This window comes from Pseudomonas sp. GD03903 (assembly GCF_029840045.1).
GTDB lineage: Bacteria > Pseudomonadota > Gammaproteobacteria > Pseudomonadales > Pseudomonadaceae > Pseudomonas > Pseudomonas pseudonitroreducens.
Genome location: NZ_JAOCBT010000017.1, coordinates 11,536 through 29,472, shown reverse-complemented (window position 1 = coordinate 29,472; position 17,937 = coordinate 11,536). Strand labels below are relative to the sequence as shown.

The 17,937-nt window shown below is 57.7% G+C and carries 7 protein-coding genes and 1 pseudogene; 7 read left to right on the top strand and 1 reads right to left on the bottom strand.

Features of this window, described 5'->3' with window-relative positions; translation table 11 throughout:
* Positions 1 to 120 precede the first annotated feature (120 nt).
* Positions 121 to 411: pseudogene (locus N5C91_RS22870) on the bottom strand (AAA family ATPase); the annotation flags it as partial.
* Positions 412 to 1,011: 600 nt separating this feature from the next.
* Between N5C91_RS22870 and N5C91_RS22865 the strand changes: the two are divergent.
* The 7 genes from N5C91_RS22865 to N5C91_RS22835 are packed head-to-tail and all read left to right on the top strand — an operon-like array spanning position 1,012 to position 17,896.
* Positions 1,012 to 1,218 (top strand): helix-turn-helix domain-containing protein, encoded by a 207-nt coding sequence (locus N5C91_RS22865; RefSeq protein WP_024889608.1) that lies wholly within the window; start codon positions 1,012 to 1,014, stop codon positions 1,216 to 1,218.
* Positions 1,219 to 1,246: 28 nt separating this feature from the next.
* The gene (locus N5C91_RS22860) at positions 1,247 to 3,250 is read left to right on the top strand and encodes an N-6 DNA methylase (RefSeq protein WP_024889607.1); all 2,004 of its coding nucleotides are present in this window, start codon (positions 1,247 to 1,249) and stop codon (positions 3,248 to 3,250) included.
* Entirely contained in the window at positions 3,247 to 5,265 is a 2,019-nt protein-coding gene (locus tag N5C91_RS22855) for an N-6 DNA methylase (protein WP_279832175.1), read from the top strand. Before N5C91_RS22860 ends, N5C91_RS22855 begins: the two co-directional genes overlap by 4 nt.
* The gene (locus N5C91_RS22850) at positions 5,262 to 6,656 is read left to right on the top strand and encodes a hypothetical protein (RefSeq protein WP_081770069.1); all 1,395 of its coding nucleotides are present in this window, start codon (positions 5,262 to 5,264) and stop codon (positions 6,654 to 6,656) included. The genes N5C91_RS22855 and N5C91_RS22850 overlap by 4 nt, the downstream gene beginning before the upstream one ends.
* The gene (locus tag N5C91_RS22845; protein WP_279832174.1) at positions 6,656 to 10,813 is read left to right on the top strand and encodes a protein kinase; all 4,158 of its coding nucleotides are present in this window, start codon (positions 6,656 to 6,658) and stop codon (positions 10,811 to 10,813) included. The genes N5C91_RS22850 and N5C91_RS22845 overlap by 1 nt, the downstream gene beginning before the upstream one ends.
* Entirely contained in the window at positions 10,797 to 12,440 is a 1,644-nt protein-coding gene (locus N5C91_RS22840; protein WP_279832171.1) for a hypothetical protein, read from the top strand. The genes N5C91_RS22845 and N5C91_RS22840 overlap by 17 nt, the downstream gene beginning before the upstream one ends.
* A complete protein-coding gene (locus N5C91_RS22835; RefSeq protein WP_279832169.1) occupies positions 12,437 to 17,896 on the top strand; it encodes a hypothetical protein in 5,460 nt (1,819 codons plus the stop codon). Before N5C91_RS22840 ends, N5C91_RS22835 begins: the two co-directional genes overlap by 4 nt.
* The last annotated feature ends 41 nt before the right edge of the window (positions 17,897 to 17,937 follow it).

Sequence of the window (17,937 nt, the reverse complement as noted above, 5' to 3'; positions counted from 1 at the left end):
TTCTTGTTCCTCTTCCCTGCCGGTTCATCATGCCCGTGAAGCGGCGATTTCGAGCTGCTGCGCGCCAGCGCTTCGAATGAACATCTCCCCACTGTCCAGAACTCCAGTGTCGGCGTGGTGCCCCGGCCCGCGCAGGAATGCACCAAAGCCCTCCAGCGTCCTCATGCTGTCATCGAGGTCGCCGAGCGTCAGCGTGATGCTGATTGGGGTTGTGATGTCCAGGCCGAAGAAGTCCGCATCCGAGAACTGGACATTGCGTCTGGCCCCCAGACATAGGTCGATCGCGTCCAGCACCGTGGACTTGCCGCTGTCGCCCGGACCGATCAGGCAGTTGATGCCAGGCGTCGGGCACCAGGTCAGCAGCTGGATGCCGCGGAAGTTGGCGATCTGGATTTTTCTGATTCGTGCCATGCGTATCCCCCGCGCATTGAAGCCGCTCCCACTGAAATCGCAACACCTCACTATCCACTCGGGCCGCCTGCTGCAGGCCTCCTGCCCAGTTCTCTACTTGGTAGGGCGAGACAGCGACTCGGCAAGCTCCAACAACTTTGCGACGTCCTCTGCGGGCAATGACGCCTCCTTGAGGTATCGCACTAAAGCCATCGCTTCAGGCTGCGTGTGCAAGTAGTCGACGACTTCAGGGTCAGTCGAAGGCGATAGGCGGAACAACACGTCGGGATCTGCCGCCAGCACCTTCGCTAGAGCTTTGATGACCTCAGGCCTAGGCGGAGACTCCTTACCACGCTCGATACGGCTCAAGTAGGCCGGCGAAATGCCGACTAAGCCTGCCGCCTCGCGTAAGCCAAGGCTCTGTGCCACCCGAAGGTCGCGAATCGTCTCTCCAAAGCTACTCATACCGCGCATCCTACCTCAGGTGTTTAGTGTTGTGCAACATTTAACACGCTTAGTAGACTACTCCATTGTTTGGTAAAGTTTGCTCTTTCCTGCCGATCTTGGGCCAGGACCATGCCGGCCAACCTGCCCACGTCGTCACTTTTCAGGAGCGAACAGATGCTTGGGGAAGAAGTGTTCACGGTTAAAGAGGTCGCCACGCTCTTAAAGGTCGGCGAGAAGACGGTCTACTCCATGGCCCAGGCTGGAGAACTACCTGCGTTCAAGGTGCGAGGTCAGTGGCGATTCGCCCGAAAGGACATCGATACATGGATAGAGCAGCAGAAACACACAACCCATGATTTCGGCGAGGAAGACCAGAAATGACCCCAGCCTCGGTGAGCGGAGTTTTTATATGAGCAGAAAGAAGAACAAGCAGGCCGAGAACACCATCCCAGCTGGATACACGCTCGATTACGTTTCCGGCAGACAGATCAAGGAAACGAAGAAAGAGCTCGTTCGGCAGCGGGTAGTTCGTGCCCTGATCCATGAATACGGATTCTCTCCGGAAGACATGGAGCTGGATTTCTCCATTGGCGGGCGCAAGAAGGTGGATGTGGCCATCTTCCACCACGGCAAGGACCACACAATTGAGAATCTCAGCCGCGCAGTGATTTGCCGCCAAGAACCGAACGTCGGCAAAAATGCCATGCGCATCCGCGATTACGAGCAGGCCGCCAAAGACCTCGAAGAGATCGAAACCATCATGCGCGAGGTCGATGCCGTTCAGTACGGCTTGTGGACCAACGGCCTGGAGTTCTTCTTTGTCGAGAAAGAGCAAAAGCGCTTCGAAACCAAGTGCAACCCCATCGGCGACTGGCCGATGGCCGAAGAGTCGGTCGGCACTAAGGAGGTCATCTCCGATGCCCATACCCGTGTCGCCGACAACGAGATGCTGAAGATCACCTTCCGGCGTTGCCACAACTTCATTCATGGCAACGAGGGCATGCCCAAGGACGCCGCCTTCTGGCAATTCCTGTACCTAATATTCTGCAAGATGCACGACGAGAACCTGCGTGCCAAGCAGCGGCAGGCCTGGCAGCGCCGTTTCTGGGCTGGACCCAAGGAGCAGTTCGAGCCACAAGGGCGCAAAGCCATCCGCGTCCGGATCGAGGAGCTCTTCACCGAGGTCAAGAAGCAGTACAAGAATATTTTCCGAGGCAACGAGGAGATCACTCTCTCCGACCGGGCGCTGGCCTTTATCGTTTCGGAACTGGCCAAGTACGACTTCACCCGAACTGACGTCGATGCCAAGGGCGTGGCCTACCAGGAGCTGGTTGGCGTTAACCTGCGTGGCGACCGGGGCCAGTATTTCACTCCTAGAGGCGTCGTGAAGCTGGTCATTGAGATGCTCGACCCCAAAGAGACCGAGACTCTGCTGGACCCGGCCTGTGGCACGGGCGGCTTCTTGGTCGCGACCCTGGGGCACATGCTGAAGAAGTTCCGCGAAGAGCAAAACATCCAGGCCGGAAACGAGAACACCACCGAGTTCCTGAACATCCACGAACGGCTGAAAGAGTATGCCGCCGCCAATGTCTTCGGCACCGACTTCGACCCGTTCCTGATCCGCGCCGCTCAGATGAACATGGTGCTGGCGGGCGATGGCCGTGGACATATCTACAACATCAACTCATTGGAGTTTCCGCTGGGGCATCTAGCCGACCTGCCCAGCGTCAAGAAGGAGATCCCGCTGGCGTCGGTGGATATCATCGCCACCAACCCTCCCTTCGGCTCCGACATCCCGATTACGGACAAGCACATTCTGGAGCAGTACGAGCTGGCTCATGGCTGGGAGCCGGACGGCGAAGGCGGGTTCCGCAACACCGGCGTCCTCAAGGGCAGCGTTGCCCCCGAAATTCTCTTTATCGAGCGCTGCATCAAGTGGCTCAAGCCGGGAACCGGCCGCATGGGCATCGTTCTTCCCGACGGAGTTCTCGGCAATCCGGCCGCGGAATACATCCGCTGGTGGATCATGCGCGAAACGCAGGTGCTTGCTTCCGTCGACCTGCCGGTAGAAGCCTTCATTGCCGAAGCCAACGTCAACATCCTCACCAGCTTGCTGTTCCTGCGCCGCAAGGACGACCAGGAGAAGCATCGCGAGGCCCTAGGTCGTGCCGAGGAATACCCAGTCTTCATGGCCGTTGCCGACAAGGTTGGCTTCGACCGCCGTGGTAACAAACTCTACAAGCGCACCCCGGACGGCGAAGAGATTGTCGAGCCCAAGCAGCATATCGAGCGCATCCGTATCGGCGGGCGCTTCGTGGAACGGACCCTGACCCGCAGTGAAAAGATCGAGGACAACGATCTGCCGGTCATCGCTGAGAAGTACCGCGAATTTCTCAAGGAGCAGAACGGGTGAGCGATCAAGACGACATCATCGAGACCCCGCAGGATGCTGCCGAAGAGAGCGGCCCGGATAACTTTTTCATCGACATCCTGACCGGCAACAAGGAAAGCGCCTCGGCCAAGAAGCTGCTGGTGCAGAAAGTTCTGCGCCAGCTCATCGAGAGCTATGGCTTTGACCGAAACGATCTGGAGGTCAACTACAACCCGCAGATCCCCGGCCAGGGGCGCAAGCGCATCGACATCGCGATTTTCCGCCCCGATGCCGAGCACAATAACGACAACCTGCAGCGGATCATCGTCTGCAAAAATCAGAAAAAGCGAGACAAGCTCCGCTCCATTGCCGAGGCCGACGCCGACCTGCGCGAGCTCAAGGAGCTGCTGGAACTGATCCCGGGCGCGACGCTGGGCATGTGGACCAACGGTCAAGAAGAGTTCCTGTTCCAGGTCGAGCGCACCCGATTTGAAGTCCGGCCCAAACCGCTGGGTGTCTGGCCGGTTCCGGGCGAACGCACCTCCGATCTCGATCGCACCGGCGGTGTCATTCAGGTCAGCGCCGAAGCGGAAGATCTGGAAGACGCCCTGATGCGCTGCCGTCAATATCTGAACCGGAATCTTGGTCTCGATCACAAGGATTCCTTCAAGCAGTTGGCCGTGCTGATGCTGGCCAAGATCCATGACGAGACCCTGCCCACCGGTGAGCGCAAGTTCTGGATCAGGGGTGACGAGCCTTTCACCGAGGCGGGCCAACAGGCCATTGCCCAGCGCATCACCGAATCCATTGCCGCCGCCAAGGCCTGGCAACCGAACCTGCTGACCCGTGGCTGGGATCTGACGCTGGAACCCCACGAGACCGCCCGCGTGGTCATGGAGCTGGCCCGTTACTCACTGAGCGAAACCCAGCCACGTTACCGTACCGAGGCCTTCCGTGCGGTTGCCCGCAGCGTGATGGACGGCCGCGAGGGCCGCTACCCTACGCCGCTCAACGTGGCCGAAATGGCGGTGGAGATGCTCGACCCGCAACCCGGCGAACGCATCATGGACTGCTCCAGCGGCACCGGCACCTTCCTGGCCATGACCGCTGCGCACATCTTCAGGAAAAAGCTGGCGGCCGTGGGCACGACGCCTGAAGAGGCCACCAACGAACAGATCCGCCAGGCGCAAAACGAAACCGCCGCCTGGGCGGCCAGCAATGCCCTCGGCTGCGACATTGATCCCTTCCTGGCCGTGGCCAGCCGCATGAACCTGCTGTTCACCACCGGCAATCCCGGTCGTGTGTTCCGCATCGATGCTCGCACCTTCCCGGACGGCGATCTGGATGGCATTGAGGCCGCTCGCCCGGCCATGCCGCTAGGCAGCATGGATATGGTTCTGCTCAACCCCTGGTTCTCGACACAAGACACGGTCAGCGACACCTCCATCCTGGAGCGCTACGACCTGGGCAACAACTGGGAGCGCGACGAAGAAGGTGGATTCCGCAACACCGGCAATCTAAACATCGGCGGTGTGCCGCCCGAGGTGCTATTTATCGAACGCGCCCTGCAATGGGTGAAGCCTGGCACCGGCCGCGTGGGCATCCTGTTGCCCGATGGTTTGCTGGGCAATCCGGGCGATGAGCACGTGCGCTGGTGGATTCTGCGCCACTGCGAGGTCCTGGCCTCGGTTGACCTGCCGGTGGAGCCGTTCAAGGTCACGGTGAAGGAATATGGCCTGACGCCCGCCTTGCCCAGTCTCCTGGTACTGCGCCGCCGCAGCCAGGAAGAGCTCATCAATACCGAACACCCGGAATACAAGGTCTTCATGGCCGTGGTGGACCGGGCTGGTGTCGACGCCCGGGGCAATCTCCTGTTCCAGCGAGCCCCCGATGGAGAGGAACTGGTTTTCGATGAGGAAGTGATCGAGCGGGTTCGAGAAGGTGGTGAAGTAGAAATCCGCCGGACCACACGTCGCAACCGCCGCGTTCATGACGAGCTGCCGCTGGTGGCAGAGAAATACAAGGAATTCCGCGCAACCGGCGAGGTGACGTTATGAGCAGAAAATTCCAGGTAAAAGCTGTGCCAAGTTCTTGGCTGGAGCACAATGGCCGTCGCTTGGACTGCGGGCCTTATATGTCTGGCGCTATAGAAGCTGCCGAACTAATGAGGCAGTTCAGCGTAGAACCACTTGAGAGCCTTACAAAAGACATATTTCATGCAGGCAGAGAGGGCAGACAGTATGTTCTGGATGCTCAGCATGGTGTTCCCTTTATGGGAAGCACAGATATTTTGGCTTTCGACCTCACGTACCAACCCCTGCTTTCCAAGAAGCAGGTAAACAGAAACCCACAGTTCACCATACGGAAAGGCTGGACGCTGATTACTCGTTCAGGTACGACAGGGAGGATGGCGTTTGCTCGCGAGAGCATGGATGGCATGGCCTGCTCTGAGCACGTAATGCGGATAGTTCCCGACGCGAATAAAGTGCCAGAAGGCTACATCTTTGCTTATCTGTCATCTCGCTTTGGAATTCCTCTTGTTGTCTCTGGCACTTACGGCTCGATAATTCAAAGTATAGAACCACACCATGTCAGCAACTTGCCTGTGCCACGATTAGGAGAAGTAGAGTCTGTTGCAGACCGGTTAATCCAGCGCTCTGGAAGCCTTCTTAGTAACAGTCAAGCAAAGCTTAACGAAGCTACGGAACTCTATTTTGATTCTGTTGGGCTTTCAGATATTAATCCAACGGAGTGGCACTCGTGGGGTAGCGATCTTGGATTTGCCACCCCTGTAAGTTCGAAGTCTTTGCGGGCTTTAAACTTTAATCCTCGATTCGAGCGGCTTTGCTCGCAAATTAAAGAAGGACAGCATAAGTTGCTTGGCGAATTATGCCTTGAAGGAACATTGCGCCGGGGCAATATATTCAAGCGAATTGATGCAGCTCCAGAACACTCGTATCAACTGGTTGGCCAGAAACAAATTTTTTGGCTGCGACCAGAAGGTCGCTGGATTTCTAAAGCATCCGTTCGCGAGGAAGTTCTCGTTTCCGATGGAACGATTCTGGTGGCCGCTCAAGGAACGCTTGGTGAGGGAGAGCTATTCTGCCGTGCCGAGTTTATAACTGGAAGTACGCTGGAGAGGGCCTATTCGGAGCACTTCCTACGAGTCATTGCCGACGAGTCGCAGATCGAACGGGGGGCGCTGTTTGCATTTATGCGTTCAGAAACGGCATTCCGTATGCTTCGCTCCGCCTCGACAGGAAGCAAACTCCAAGATTTTCACTATGCAGTTTTGCCGTCTTTACCGATCCCTTACCCAGAACAGGCGGTCCGCAAGAAGTGCCATGACTTGGTCATGGAGGCTTATGAGGCCCGCGATGAGGCCATAAGGTTCGAAGACGAAGCCCGTTCCCTCGTCGAGCGCACCATTGAGGAGGGGGCTCGCTAATGGCAAAAGTCATACCCATCGGGCAGCCCGCGAACGAATCTGAACGCCAGGCCATCGGCTTCCTTCGGGATCATCTGCCCGATGGTTGGTTGATCTTCCACAACTTCGAGATGCGCCAAGGCCAGGAGGTATTCGAGATCGACATCGCCATCCTCGCGCCTCACGCGGTGTATCTGGTGGATGTCAAAGGGACGCGGGGCAACATCGATGTGTATGGCTCCAAGTGGTATCCGCAGGGGCGGCAACCGTTTCACTCGCCCCTCGCGAAGCTTCGTCACCACGCGAAGGTGATGGCCAGCTTCATCCGCGATAGCAATCCCGGACAGATCGAGCTGCGCAAGGCTCATGTCCATGCCGCCGTGTTGCTTACTGCCGATGACGCCACCGTGTTCGATCAGGCGGGCATCGACAGCCCGGACGTGACCGACTTCAAGCACTGCCTGAAATACTTCCGCGACGCGAGCCGCATTCCTGACAACCGGCTGGATAACATCACCCGCTTCCACTCCCAGATCGCCAAGGCGATCACCGGCAACGCCAAGCCCAAGAGCGCGGCGCTGGTGTTCCGCGACTGGCAAGTGGAAGAGAAGCTCGGCGGCACCGACCGCTATACCGAGTACCGCGCCAAACACAACCTGTTGGGCAAGAGCGGCGGCATGGCACGCCTGCGGGTCTACCAGGCCGACCCGTACCAGGACGAGGCCGCCCGCAAGGAAGAGTTCAAGAAGATCAGCAACGCCTATCGCGCCGTGGCGCACATGCCGACCCACGCCAATGTGCTGGCGGTGAAGGATCTGTTCGTCTCCGACGATGAAGACAAGGTGGTGCTGGTCACAGAGGATCTGCCTGGCCAGGCACTGCGCCTGCACATCAACAAGGTCTCGATGGCGCTGACCTTCGATCAGAAGCTCCAAGTGATGCGCGACGTGCTGTCGGCCCTGGACCATGCGCACCGGCATGAGGTGATCCACCGCAACCTGACCCCGGACGCCATTCTACTGACCAAGGGCGGCCAGGCCCGGATAACCGATTTCGATTTCGCCAGGGTGGGCAAGAACCGCACCTCTACCATCGCCGATCAGGTGGTGGATGAGCTGGATGCTGCCTACCAGGCTCCGGAGTGCTTCAAGGACCCGACCCAGGCCAGCATTGCCTCCGACCTCTATGCCGCCGGGCTGATCTTTTTTGAACTGCTGACCGGCGAGCTGCCCTTTGAAAGCGTCGACCAGATGATGGAGGCCGACGGCAAGTTCCCCATCAAGCCCTCGGAGCACAAGCCGGACCTGCCCAAGGGGATCGACGAGTGGTTGCAGAAATTCTGCGAGTTTGACCCAGAGGAACGGCACACGAGCGCAGCCATCGCTCGCAAGGCCCTGGATGATCTGATTCTGCCAGAGGCCAAGAACGACTCAGGCCCGGATGTGAGCGGCCCGGCCGTGGTTGTGCCACAGCTCCCAGATAACCTGATGAACTTGCCGCAGGATTTCATCCTGGCGGATCGCTTCCGCATTCAGAAGAAGTTGGGCAGCGGCGGCTTCGGCGTCGCCTACAAGGTGTTCGATTCCCTGGGCGATGTGGTCCGCGTCATCAAACTGGTGACCAAGGACCGCCGCAGCGTGTACGAACGGCTGCGCCGTGAGTACAAGACCCTGACCAATCTCCCCGAACATCCGCATGTGGTGAAGGTGATCTGGGCGGATCGCATGGCCGATGCTAAGCAGACGCCTTACATTGTCTTTGAGTATGTGGAAGGTTTGGATGTTTCCGATCTGATCGATGCCGAGGCGTTGTCGCTGGATGATACCGTGCGCATCGTGCGCGAGGCCGCCGAGGGGCTGGCCCATCTCCACAAGCACGGCGTTTACCATCAGGACGTCAAGCCCTCCAATCTGCTTTGGACGGACAAAGGCGTCCGCATCATCGATTTCAACGTCGCGGTCTCCGAGAACGATGAGGTTCAAGGAGGTGGCGGCACGCGCCGTTACCTGCCGCCGGATTACGACTACTCCTCCGAGCCGGATGCTTCGGATCGAATGGATCGTGACCTCTATGCCTTGGGTATCTCCTTCTATGAGTGCCTGACCGGCAAGTATCCATTCGACGATCCCACGCCGCCGATCAAGACTCAGCCCAGGGACCCCAAGCAGTTCAAAGGCTGCGCCGACCTCAGCTCGTCGCTGGTCAATGTGCTGGCGAAAATGATCGCGCCGGAGCGCAAGGATCGTTTTGCGTCGGCGGAGGAGTTCTTGATTGCCCTGGCCGAAGTCAAGCGCCTGCGCTCGGTGCTGACGACCGGCGAGATTGGTGCCGGACCCAAGGTGGTGTCCAAGCTGGGTTTCGAGCCGACCAAGCCCAACACCAACCCCTTTGTCACCCACCTGCTGACGCTCTATAGCCAGAGCCAGGTGTCCAACGCAGGCACCCGTGGCCTCGACGAAGTTGGCAAGGCCACCTACGTGTCGACTTATCTGGACGAAAAGCTCAAGCCCGCGCTGCTCAAGGGCGAGTTCCGTTTGGTCATCATCAGCGGTAACGCCGGCGACGGCAAGACGGCCTTCATCCAGCAGTTCGAGGCCTTTGCCGAGAGCAAGGGCGCACAGATACAGCGCGGCGCGAACGGGGCTGTGTTCCAGCTCAAGGGGCATACCTACCAAAGCAACTACGACGGCAGCCAGGATGAAGGCGACGAGCGCAACGATGCCGTGCTTCAGAAGTTCTTCGCTCCCTTCGCGGGCAAGGATGCCTCCGGCTGGCCCGAGAATCAGACCCGCCTAATCGCCATCAACGAGGGACGGCTCGTCGACTTCTTCCTTGAGCATGAAGAAGAGTTCCCGTTGCTTGCCAAGCAGATCCAGCAGGGTTTGGCCGGAGCTGCTCCGGAAGGCGGTATCGCGGTTATCAACCTCAACCTGCGCTCGGTGGTCGCCGAACCCGAGGAAGGTCAGCCTTCGATTCTGGAGCGACTGATCGCCCGCATGACGCGGCAGGAATACTGGCAGGCATGCGACAAGTGCGATCTCAAGGGCAAATGCTACGCCTATCACAACGCCCGGACCTTCCAAGACCCGGTTGCCGGTCCCAAGGTGATCGAGCGCCTGAAGATGCTCTACACCATTACGCACCTGCGCGGCCGACTGCACATCACCATGCGCGACCTTCGTTCGGCGCTGGCCTTCATGCTGGTAGGGACCCAGGATTGCGACGGCATTCACCACCTCTATCAGAACGGCGGAGAAGAAACCCAGAATCGCATCCTTGACGGTTTCTACTTCAACTCGTGGCTTGGCGGTGCGGAAGGATCCAATGACCGGCTGATTGCCTTGCTGCGCGAAATTGACGTTGCCGAAGTCAGCAATCCCGACCTGGACCGCGAGCTTGGCTTCCTCAATCCCAAGACCAAGGCCATGAGCCGCTTCTCGTTCGCGGAGCGGGCTGGGTATGACGATGAACTTGTGGCAACGCTGTTCCGCAATCTGCCTCGCGATTACTCGTCGAAGAACCGTGCTCGACTGATCGCCAAACACCGCAATTATCTATCGCATATGCGCCGTCGCCATTTCTTTGAGCGACGCGACATCGGCTGGAAGGAGATGCTGCCATATGGAAGCATCGATCCCTTCCTGGATGCCATTGAGCAGCCGGGAGCGAAAAGCGCAGATGAGGTTACCGCCATTCTTCGAGCCATCAACCGGGGCGAAGGTCTGAGCGATCCGGCGCGTTTGGGCAACCAGTTGGCGCTGCGTGTTCGCCAGGTGGATAAGGGCACCATCCGCAGTTACCGTCTCTTTGACGGCGACCATTTCACGCTCCGCACCGAGCAGGAAAATGCGGCTCATCCTTTCCTTGAATGCCTGTCTCAGGCGCTGGTGCTGCTTTACGACTCCGGCGACGGGCACAAGGCCAGCCTGCGCATCAATATTGACATCTATGAAATGCTGATGCGGCTCAACAACGGATACCGTCCCAGCATCGAGGAGCAGGAAGGTTTCCTGTTAAGTCTGGCGGTATTCAAAAACCTGTTGTCTGCTGCACTCTATCAAGAAGTTCTGCTGACGGAAAATGGGCTCCGGTTCTACCAGATAAACAGAAAAGAGGATGGCGTATTGGCATTGGGTGTTTCTGAAAAGGGGGCTGAATATCATGTCAATCAAGGGTAGAGACAAGGAATTCAGAACACCTAAGGTCAGTTATTTGCATTGGCAGCACACGGAAATGGATCGTGTGCTGACCATGCTATTTCCTCGCCTCAAATTCAATGGCTATGGCAGTCGCAAGCCGCCACGCGCAAATATTTTGCAGCCAGAAGAATTTGCAGATGAAATGATGCTGTCCGAAGAGGTTAAGCAGTATTTTGAGGGCTTTGACGAACATCCCTCCATTGTCCACAAGTGGGTAGAGACCGAACTTCTTGATGTGGTAAATCGGGGCAAGTCGAATCAAGCTGTCGCCTCTCCGCGCCCGCTTCATGGAGAGACCTACAAATTTCGAAATGCGAAGCACTGCCGTGACTATGGGGCAGCCGAGCAGATTTATTGGATGCTCTACTATGCCCGCAAAGGCAAGGGCCAGGCCGCCCGAGACACGCTAAAACGCTTCTTTTTCCCTGGGGTTGACCATGTAACCGGTAGGCATGAATCCGGCACGGTCGTCGATGTAGAAACCCAAGCGCTACTTCGCTTCGATTCTCAAGTTACTCAGGACACACAGGACTCCAAGGAGCCCGAGCGCTTTCCACCACTTCTGATCGATCAGGCCGACACCATGGCCGACGACATTCTGCGGCTATTGGCCTATGAGCCCTATATTCCTCGCTCGGTGCTGGTGGATTACCTCAAAACCCTGATGGCATTCCATCTGGCGCTCTACCACCTCAAGCTGTTGCAGATACTGCCCAAGCTGGTGAAGCAGCGCTCGGACAATGCGCTGGCGAGTTCACCTGATCCCGTGGCGCTGGTCGTGGATATGGGGGACGTCAATAATTCGCATATGGTCGAGCTGGCTCGCAAGTCCACTGACCGGCTCTATCGCCAGATTCCTGCCTTTGTGCAGGCCAATTTCATCGTCAAGAAGCTCGATGAAATGGCGGAATACCTGAGCAAGAAGACGGGCAAGCTGACCACTCCAGGGGGCGGCGTGTTTACCGTCGGCGATCTGGTTTCTCTACTGAAGCCCGAGCACGACGCCGAGCGGCAAGCCTACTTCAAGTTCCGCCTGGCCAGCCTGATCGAGGAGTCGACCTCTGGAAACGAGGACATCGATCCGGAGATCCGGGAAGTCACCGCCATGGGCCTTGGCGAGTTCGAATCCTTCATAGAAATCCTGATGGCATATCGCGGCAAGTATCACCGCCAGTACATCACTGAGTGCCTGGACTCACTGCTGCTGAAGAACAAGGAGAACGGCCTGTTGGCCCAATCCCGAACCAAGGGAAGTCCTCGGCGGTTTGTGCTGGGAAGCAAGCTTCTTGAGGTGCTCCTTCAGGTGGCTGTGCTCACTCAGGATGACGGGCGTTTCGTGACCCGCGAGGTTCGCATCGAAGAGTTGCTGGCCTTTTTGAGAAGCCGCTACGGCCTTCACATCGACCGGCTGCCGGAAGGAGCACAGGCCAACAGCAGCATCCTCGACAGACGCGCCCTGCGCCTCAACCTCGAAGCCTTCAAGCGTCGCCTGCGTGAAATCGGGTTCTACGAGGACCTGTCGGATGCCTACGTGACCCAGAAGGTATCGCCCCGCTATGCGATTGAGAGAAATGACGGAACAGATAAAAACGGGAGGCACGCATGAGTAATGCGTTCACCAAGCTTTCCCAGGACAAGTTGAATGCGGCGGTCGCTTGTCTGCTGTGCCCCCGTATCGAAGCGATCCTGGGTGACCGTGGCCCAGGCCACTGCATGCGGGTCACCGATCTCGATGACGAGGTAATGGAGTCGGTCTGCAAGGAACTACGTCGGACCCGACCCGACGGAAATATCTTTATCCTCGGCAGCCATGATCAGGAGGGCCAGCCCTTCCGAGTCACTTCCACCAAACTGGTGGAGTTGCGCAACCCGGATGCGAACGGCGAGCTGCGTCAGCCGTTGCTGGTCTTCATACCGACTTCGCTTCGCACCAGCGCCGAGGACTCTTTCGGTGTGGCGACCTTCGAGGAGCTGACCTTCGCCGGTATCTACGAGGACCTTATCGACTCGCTGCTTGATCGGCTCCCGACAACGCTGGTTGGCCATGCTCGCGATCTTCTGGGCATCCTCACCGACGAGGAGTGGCTGTTTGCCGACCATGTTTCCCGCGTGCGGTACCTGCTCACTGCGCTCGAAAACGGGATTGATGGAGAAACCCTCGGGGCCAGCCTGTATGAATTGACGTTGATTCCAGACTTCAAGCTCTTTGCCGATCCCGGCATGGTCAATGGCAAGATTCGCCGTAACCTCGGCAGCGTCCGCAGTCTGATGGCCTCGCACAAGTCGGTTCGTGGTCGTATCGCCGATCTGGGACTCAGCGACAAGGCATTGGAGTCGCGACTATTCACCTATTTTGAAAAATACGAAGTCCAGGAGCCCGAATCCTGGACGCCGCCCATCGCGACCGACAAGAGCTGGTGGAGCATTTCATTCGATAAATGGACGTTCCAGGAAGAGCTTTCGCTGGACAAGGTCCTGCTGACAGTACTGGAGACCGACTTGCCAGTCGTTCAGGAGGATGAGACCGACGACCAACTCTCCGGCCTCATCGGGCAACAGGTTCTGGTGCCGAACGACCGCCGCAAAATGAACGTGGTGTTCGAGGTTAGCCCTCACCCCGGCAAGGTAAGCGGGCTTGATCATTTTACGGTTCAGATCATTTCGCAGAATGACGGCCCGGTTGGAAAATCTAAGAAAGTCAAGGCCTGGACGCCGAACCGTCTGCAATGCACGACCAACTTGGCCAAGCTCAATAAGATCGAATTCGAGGAAGGATGGCATTTCATCCGTGTAATGCCTTGGACGGCCGATGGCGATCCGATTCCGCTGGAAGCGGATTCCGCCTCCGAGGGCGCAAGACGTTCCTACGAGAGCGAACCTTTCTACGTCCTGCCCGGTGGCAACATCGAGGAAGAACCACCGCAACGCGCCATACCCATTGAGCAGAGCCTGGAGCATGCGCGTTTCCGGCTGCAACTGACTGCCCTGGGCGATGAACGCGATCCCGATGATATCGCCATCAGTGGTGTCGCCTGGGCCGAGGGCGGTCGTTCCAAGAAGACCTCTCGCCAGGAAACCCTACACGCAAAATTCGGTCGTGAGGGCGCGGTTCAGATTCCGCTTTCGCGTATGCTCAAAACCATCGAGCAGCGCGTCTTGGCGGAGCCTAAGCACCCGTCAGGCTGGCGAATGCAGATCAATCTGGATACCGCCGAGCCGCCTTCCGAGGTTGGACTCACGCTGCCATCTTCCGCCGCGATGGCTTCCTTCTTGGCTGCCCGCGAAGAGTTTTTTGCAGCAGTGCGCAAAGACACTGCCGAGCTGATCATGCAGGGGCTTTCGTTCCGCGACTCGGAAAGGGAATGCCTCGCGTATGCTGAAAGCTACCTTGACTTGGTCAGGAACCTCATCCGTCAGGCCGAGACGACTTCTGGTGCCGAGCGTCAGCAACACTTGCAAGCGCTCAAAAATGCGCTGGCCGTCGATTCCATTCATGTCATCTTGACCGACTTCGGTGGAAGGCACCGGGAGGCTGTTTTGGTCTCCCCAACCCATCCGCTTCGTGCCTTGTGGCTGAGCAGTTGGGTCGCCCTGGGTAAGGATTGGATTGAGAAGATCAAGTCAGGCGGAAAGGATCACATTCCTCACGTCCGTTCCGCGCTGTTGGATGGCCTTGTGCCCTCTGCCTATCCGGTCGGTATTCCCGTCGAGGATGGCCGCATCTTCATTCCGGTGGACAACCTGAATGCTTTCTGGGCGCTCTACGCCCCGACGACCGAGGAAAATTCCCGTGGTCTGATGGCGGAAATCTGTTCAGCGCTCGGCTTGGCCGAGCCCTCTGCGGCGGGATCAGATATTTCCGGACAAGTCATTGCGGACAAGATCGAGCGCTATCTCTCTCAGCATCCCTATGTTCGAGAGTTATCACTGAACATCTTCAACCCTGGGGCCGGATCGGTGATTGCGGAGGCTCTGCTATCGCTCCAGCAGAAGCGCGAGCATGCCGATTTGCGCTATGACGTGCGGCTCTTTACCACCGATCCCGACTCACCTGTTTTGGGCGAGGCTCTTGAGTCGATGGTCCGTCCCGGAGCCACGGTAAACGAGGCCGCCGACGCATTTGCGACCTCAACGGGCAGCCATCTGTTCTCCAAACTGAACTTGGCCAAGCACCCCCTGAATGAATTCCATGCAAATTCCAAGGAGTTCCCGGCCCACATCAGTGTTCTTCTGGATGTGTTTCCCGCCGAGGAGCTTTCCATTGCAGAGAAGCCGATGGGCGTGACCCCACTGCACGGGCTGATACAGGACTTTGACACTGAATTCGTTGATGACGATTCGGGAACCTTCTGGAACAAGCGGCCGATTGTCGGGCGCTCCCTCGGCGCGGACAACCATGCGGCGTGCTTCGATTTGCTGTCGTCCCTGAGCCGACACCTCTGCTTTGCTACCTCAGCGGTTGCTGCTTCTGGTGCCAGCTTCAAAGCTGTGCCTGTGGTGACCCTTGGCCTCGATGTGGCCCAACGAGAACTGATCTACGAGGTTCACCAGATCAGCGATTGGGTGTTCACCATCGACCGAAATATGGGGATTGAGTTCTTCGACCATGGCGGCCGGAAGAACAGACCGGACTATCTGATTGACTATGTGCCGGGAGCCAGCTCCCAGGCGACACACAACCTGATCATCTCGTCGCGCTCGAACGATGAACTGGAGGCGATGCTGAAGCCGGTGCTGCTTGAGCATGGCTTGTCCGCCGACGGCGAGCAGTCGGTTCAGATCCTGGCAAATCTGCGGTCGCTGTCCGGTCAGCTTGCCCTGAAGCTGATTTCTGCTCGCACACAACAGGCGGAAGCACTTGGTCTGGCTTTGGCTCGGCTCTACCTCGAATATCAGGGCGCATTGAGCAATCAGGTCATTGTGCCGTTGGATGCGCACACGGACCTTTACCGCTCAAGCGGTGAGTCAGACGGTGTCAATGATGCAATCAGCCTGCAACGCACCGACTTGGGATTGTTCGACTTGGATTTGAACACCAGAACGATCACTTGCAACCTGGTCGAGGTGAAATGCTATTCGCAAGTTGGCGACTTTGCGGCCTTCAACCAACTGAAGGAACGGATTTCCGCCCAGATCAATCAGAGCGAGCGCATCCTCCAGCGCCACTTTGACCCGGCCTTGAAGAAGCCGGACCGGCCGGATAGGTTGCTCAAGAGCCGGGAGTTGGCTCAGATCCTTCGTTTCTATCTAGAGCGCTCACTGCGTTACGGGATCTTTGATGCGACTGCTGCGCAGGAAGCACGAGGGTTACTTGAATCCATCGAGCAGGGCTACTCGCTTCAGTTCAGACGCTGCGCCCTGATCTTCGACTTCGACAAGACCGGAACCGAGGCCCCGGACAACGAGGTTGGCATTGAATTCCACCGCATCGGTAAGGATCTCATTCGCGCCTTACTGGAGAACTGCCGCAAGCCTGTTTCGGTCGAGATTGAGGAACAACCGACCGCGCACCTTCTTAGCGAGCAGTTCATACCGAACGTGCCAAAACTTGAGACAGCGGCCTTTATCGCACCCAAGAGAGCGCGGTCAACGTCCTGGACGGTGGATGAGCTCTGGGACGATGATCCGGAGGTACCAATCACCGCGCCAGCCCCCTCGGCCGCAGAGCGAGCACCTGCGCCTGCTCATCAAGAGGCAGAAGAACAGGTGAGCCCTGTCGAGCCAACCCCTCCGCCTTCTATCGCTTCGGAAGTCGAAAAGGAGGACGAACAGCCTGCCGTGGCTGCCGTACCGGAAGCGCATGCTGAACCAGAGCATGAAGGGCACCCGGCGTCCGAGCCTGTGCCTCAAGCAGAGGCCTGCTATGACATCATGCTCGGCGTCAATGGCGACTCGCCTCAGTACGGATTACTCGGAGAGGTCTCCGGTAGAAAGGTCGCGCTAGATCTCAACCACACCCACACGATCAGTCTCTTTGGGGTTCAAGGCGGCGGCAAGAGCTACACCCTTGGAACGGTAATCGAGATGGCCTCCGTGCCGTTCCAGCATATCAACGTGCTGCCAAGCCCGCTTGCCACGGTCATCTTCCATTACAGCCCGACGCAGGATTATGCGCCGGAGTTTACCTCGATGATCAATGCCAACTCGGTGGATGAGGAGATTCGCGTCCTTCGCGAACGTTACAAGGCCAACCCAGAAGCGCTGAAGGATGTGCTGATTCTTACCCCTGAGAACAAGGTGGATGATCGCCGGGCCGAGTACCCGGATATCGAGGTTAAGCCGATTGCTTTCTCTGCCTCCGAGCTTAAGGCCGCCCACTGGAAATTCCTGATGGGCGCGATTGGCAGTCAGAGCATGTACATGCGCCAAATCAATCTCATCATGAGGGGACTGCGCGACAACCTGACCTTGGACGCCCTACGAGCAGGGATTGATAACTCTGGCCTGTCCGATCACCTGAAAGAGCTGGCCCAGACGCGCCTGCTGTTCGCCAGTGAATACATCAACGATAACCAACGGCTTCAAGACCTGATTCGTCCGGGCCGCTTGATCATTGTGGATCTGCGTGACGAGTACATTGAAAAGGATGAAGCGCTCGGTCTGTTCGTGGTGATGTTGCAGATTTTCTCGGAAGCCACTTACCAAGGAGGCGCCTTTAACAAACTCGTGGTATTTGACGAAGCCCACAAGTACATAGAGAACGATGATCTAGTTTCCGGATTGGTTGAAGTGGTTCGGGAAATGCGACATAAAGGCACCAGCATCATGGTCGCGTCCCAAGACCCGCCATCGGTTCCCGTTTCTCTAATTGAGCTGTCCTCACAGATCATCATGCACAAGTTCAACTCACCAGCCTGGCTTAAGCATATCCAGAAGGCCAATGCCGCCCTCGGAGAGTTGACTTCCGAGAAAATGAGTCACCTCGGTGCAGGCGAAGCCTATGTTTGGTCAAGCAAGGCCTCAGATGACTCGTTCACCCGCGGCGCAGTGAGAATCAAATGCCGTCCACGCATCACCCAGCATGGCGGCAGCACAAAGACGGCAGTTGCTAACCAGCAATAGCAATGCGAGCAGGCCTCACCAATCTGAACAAAACGAAGGCG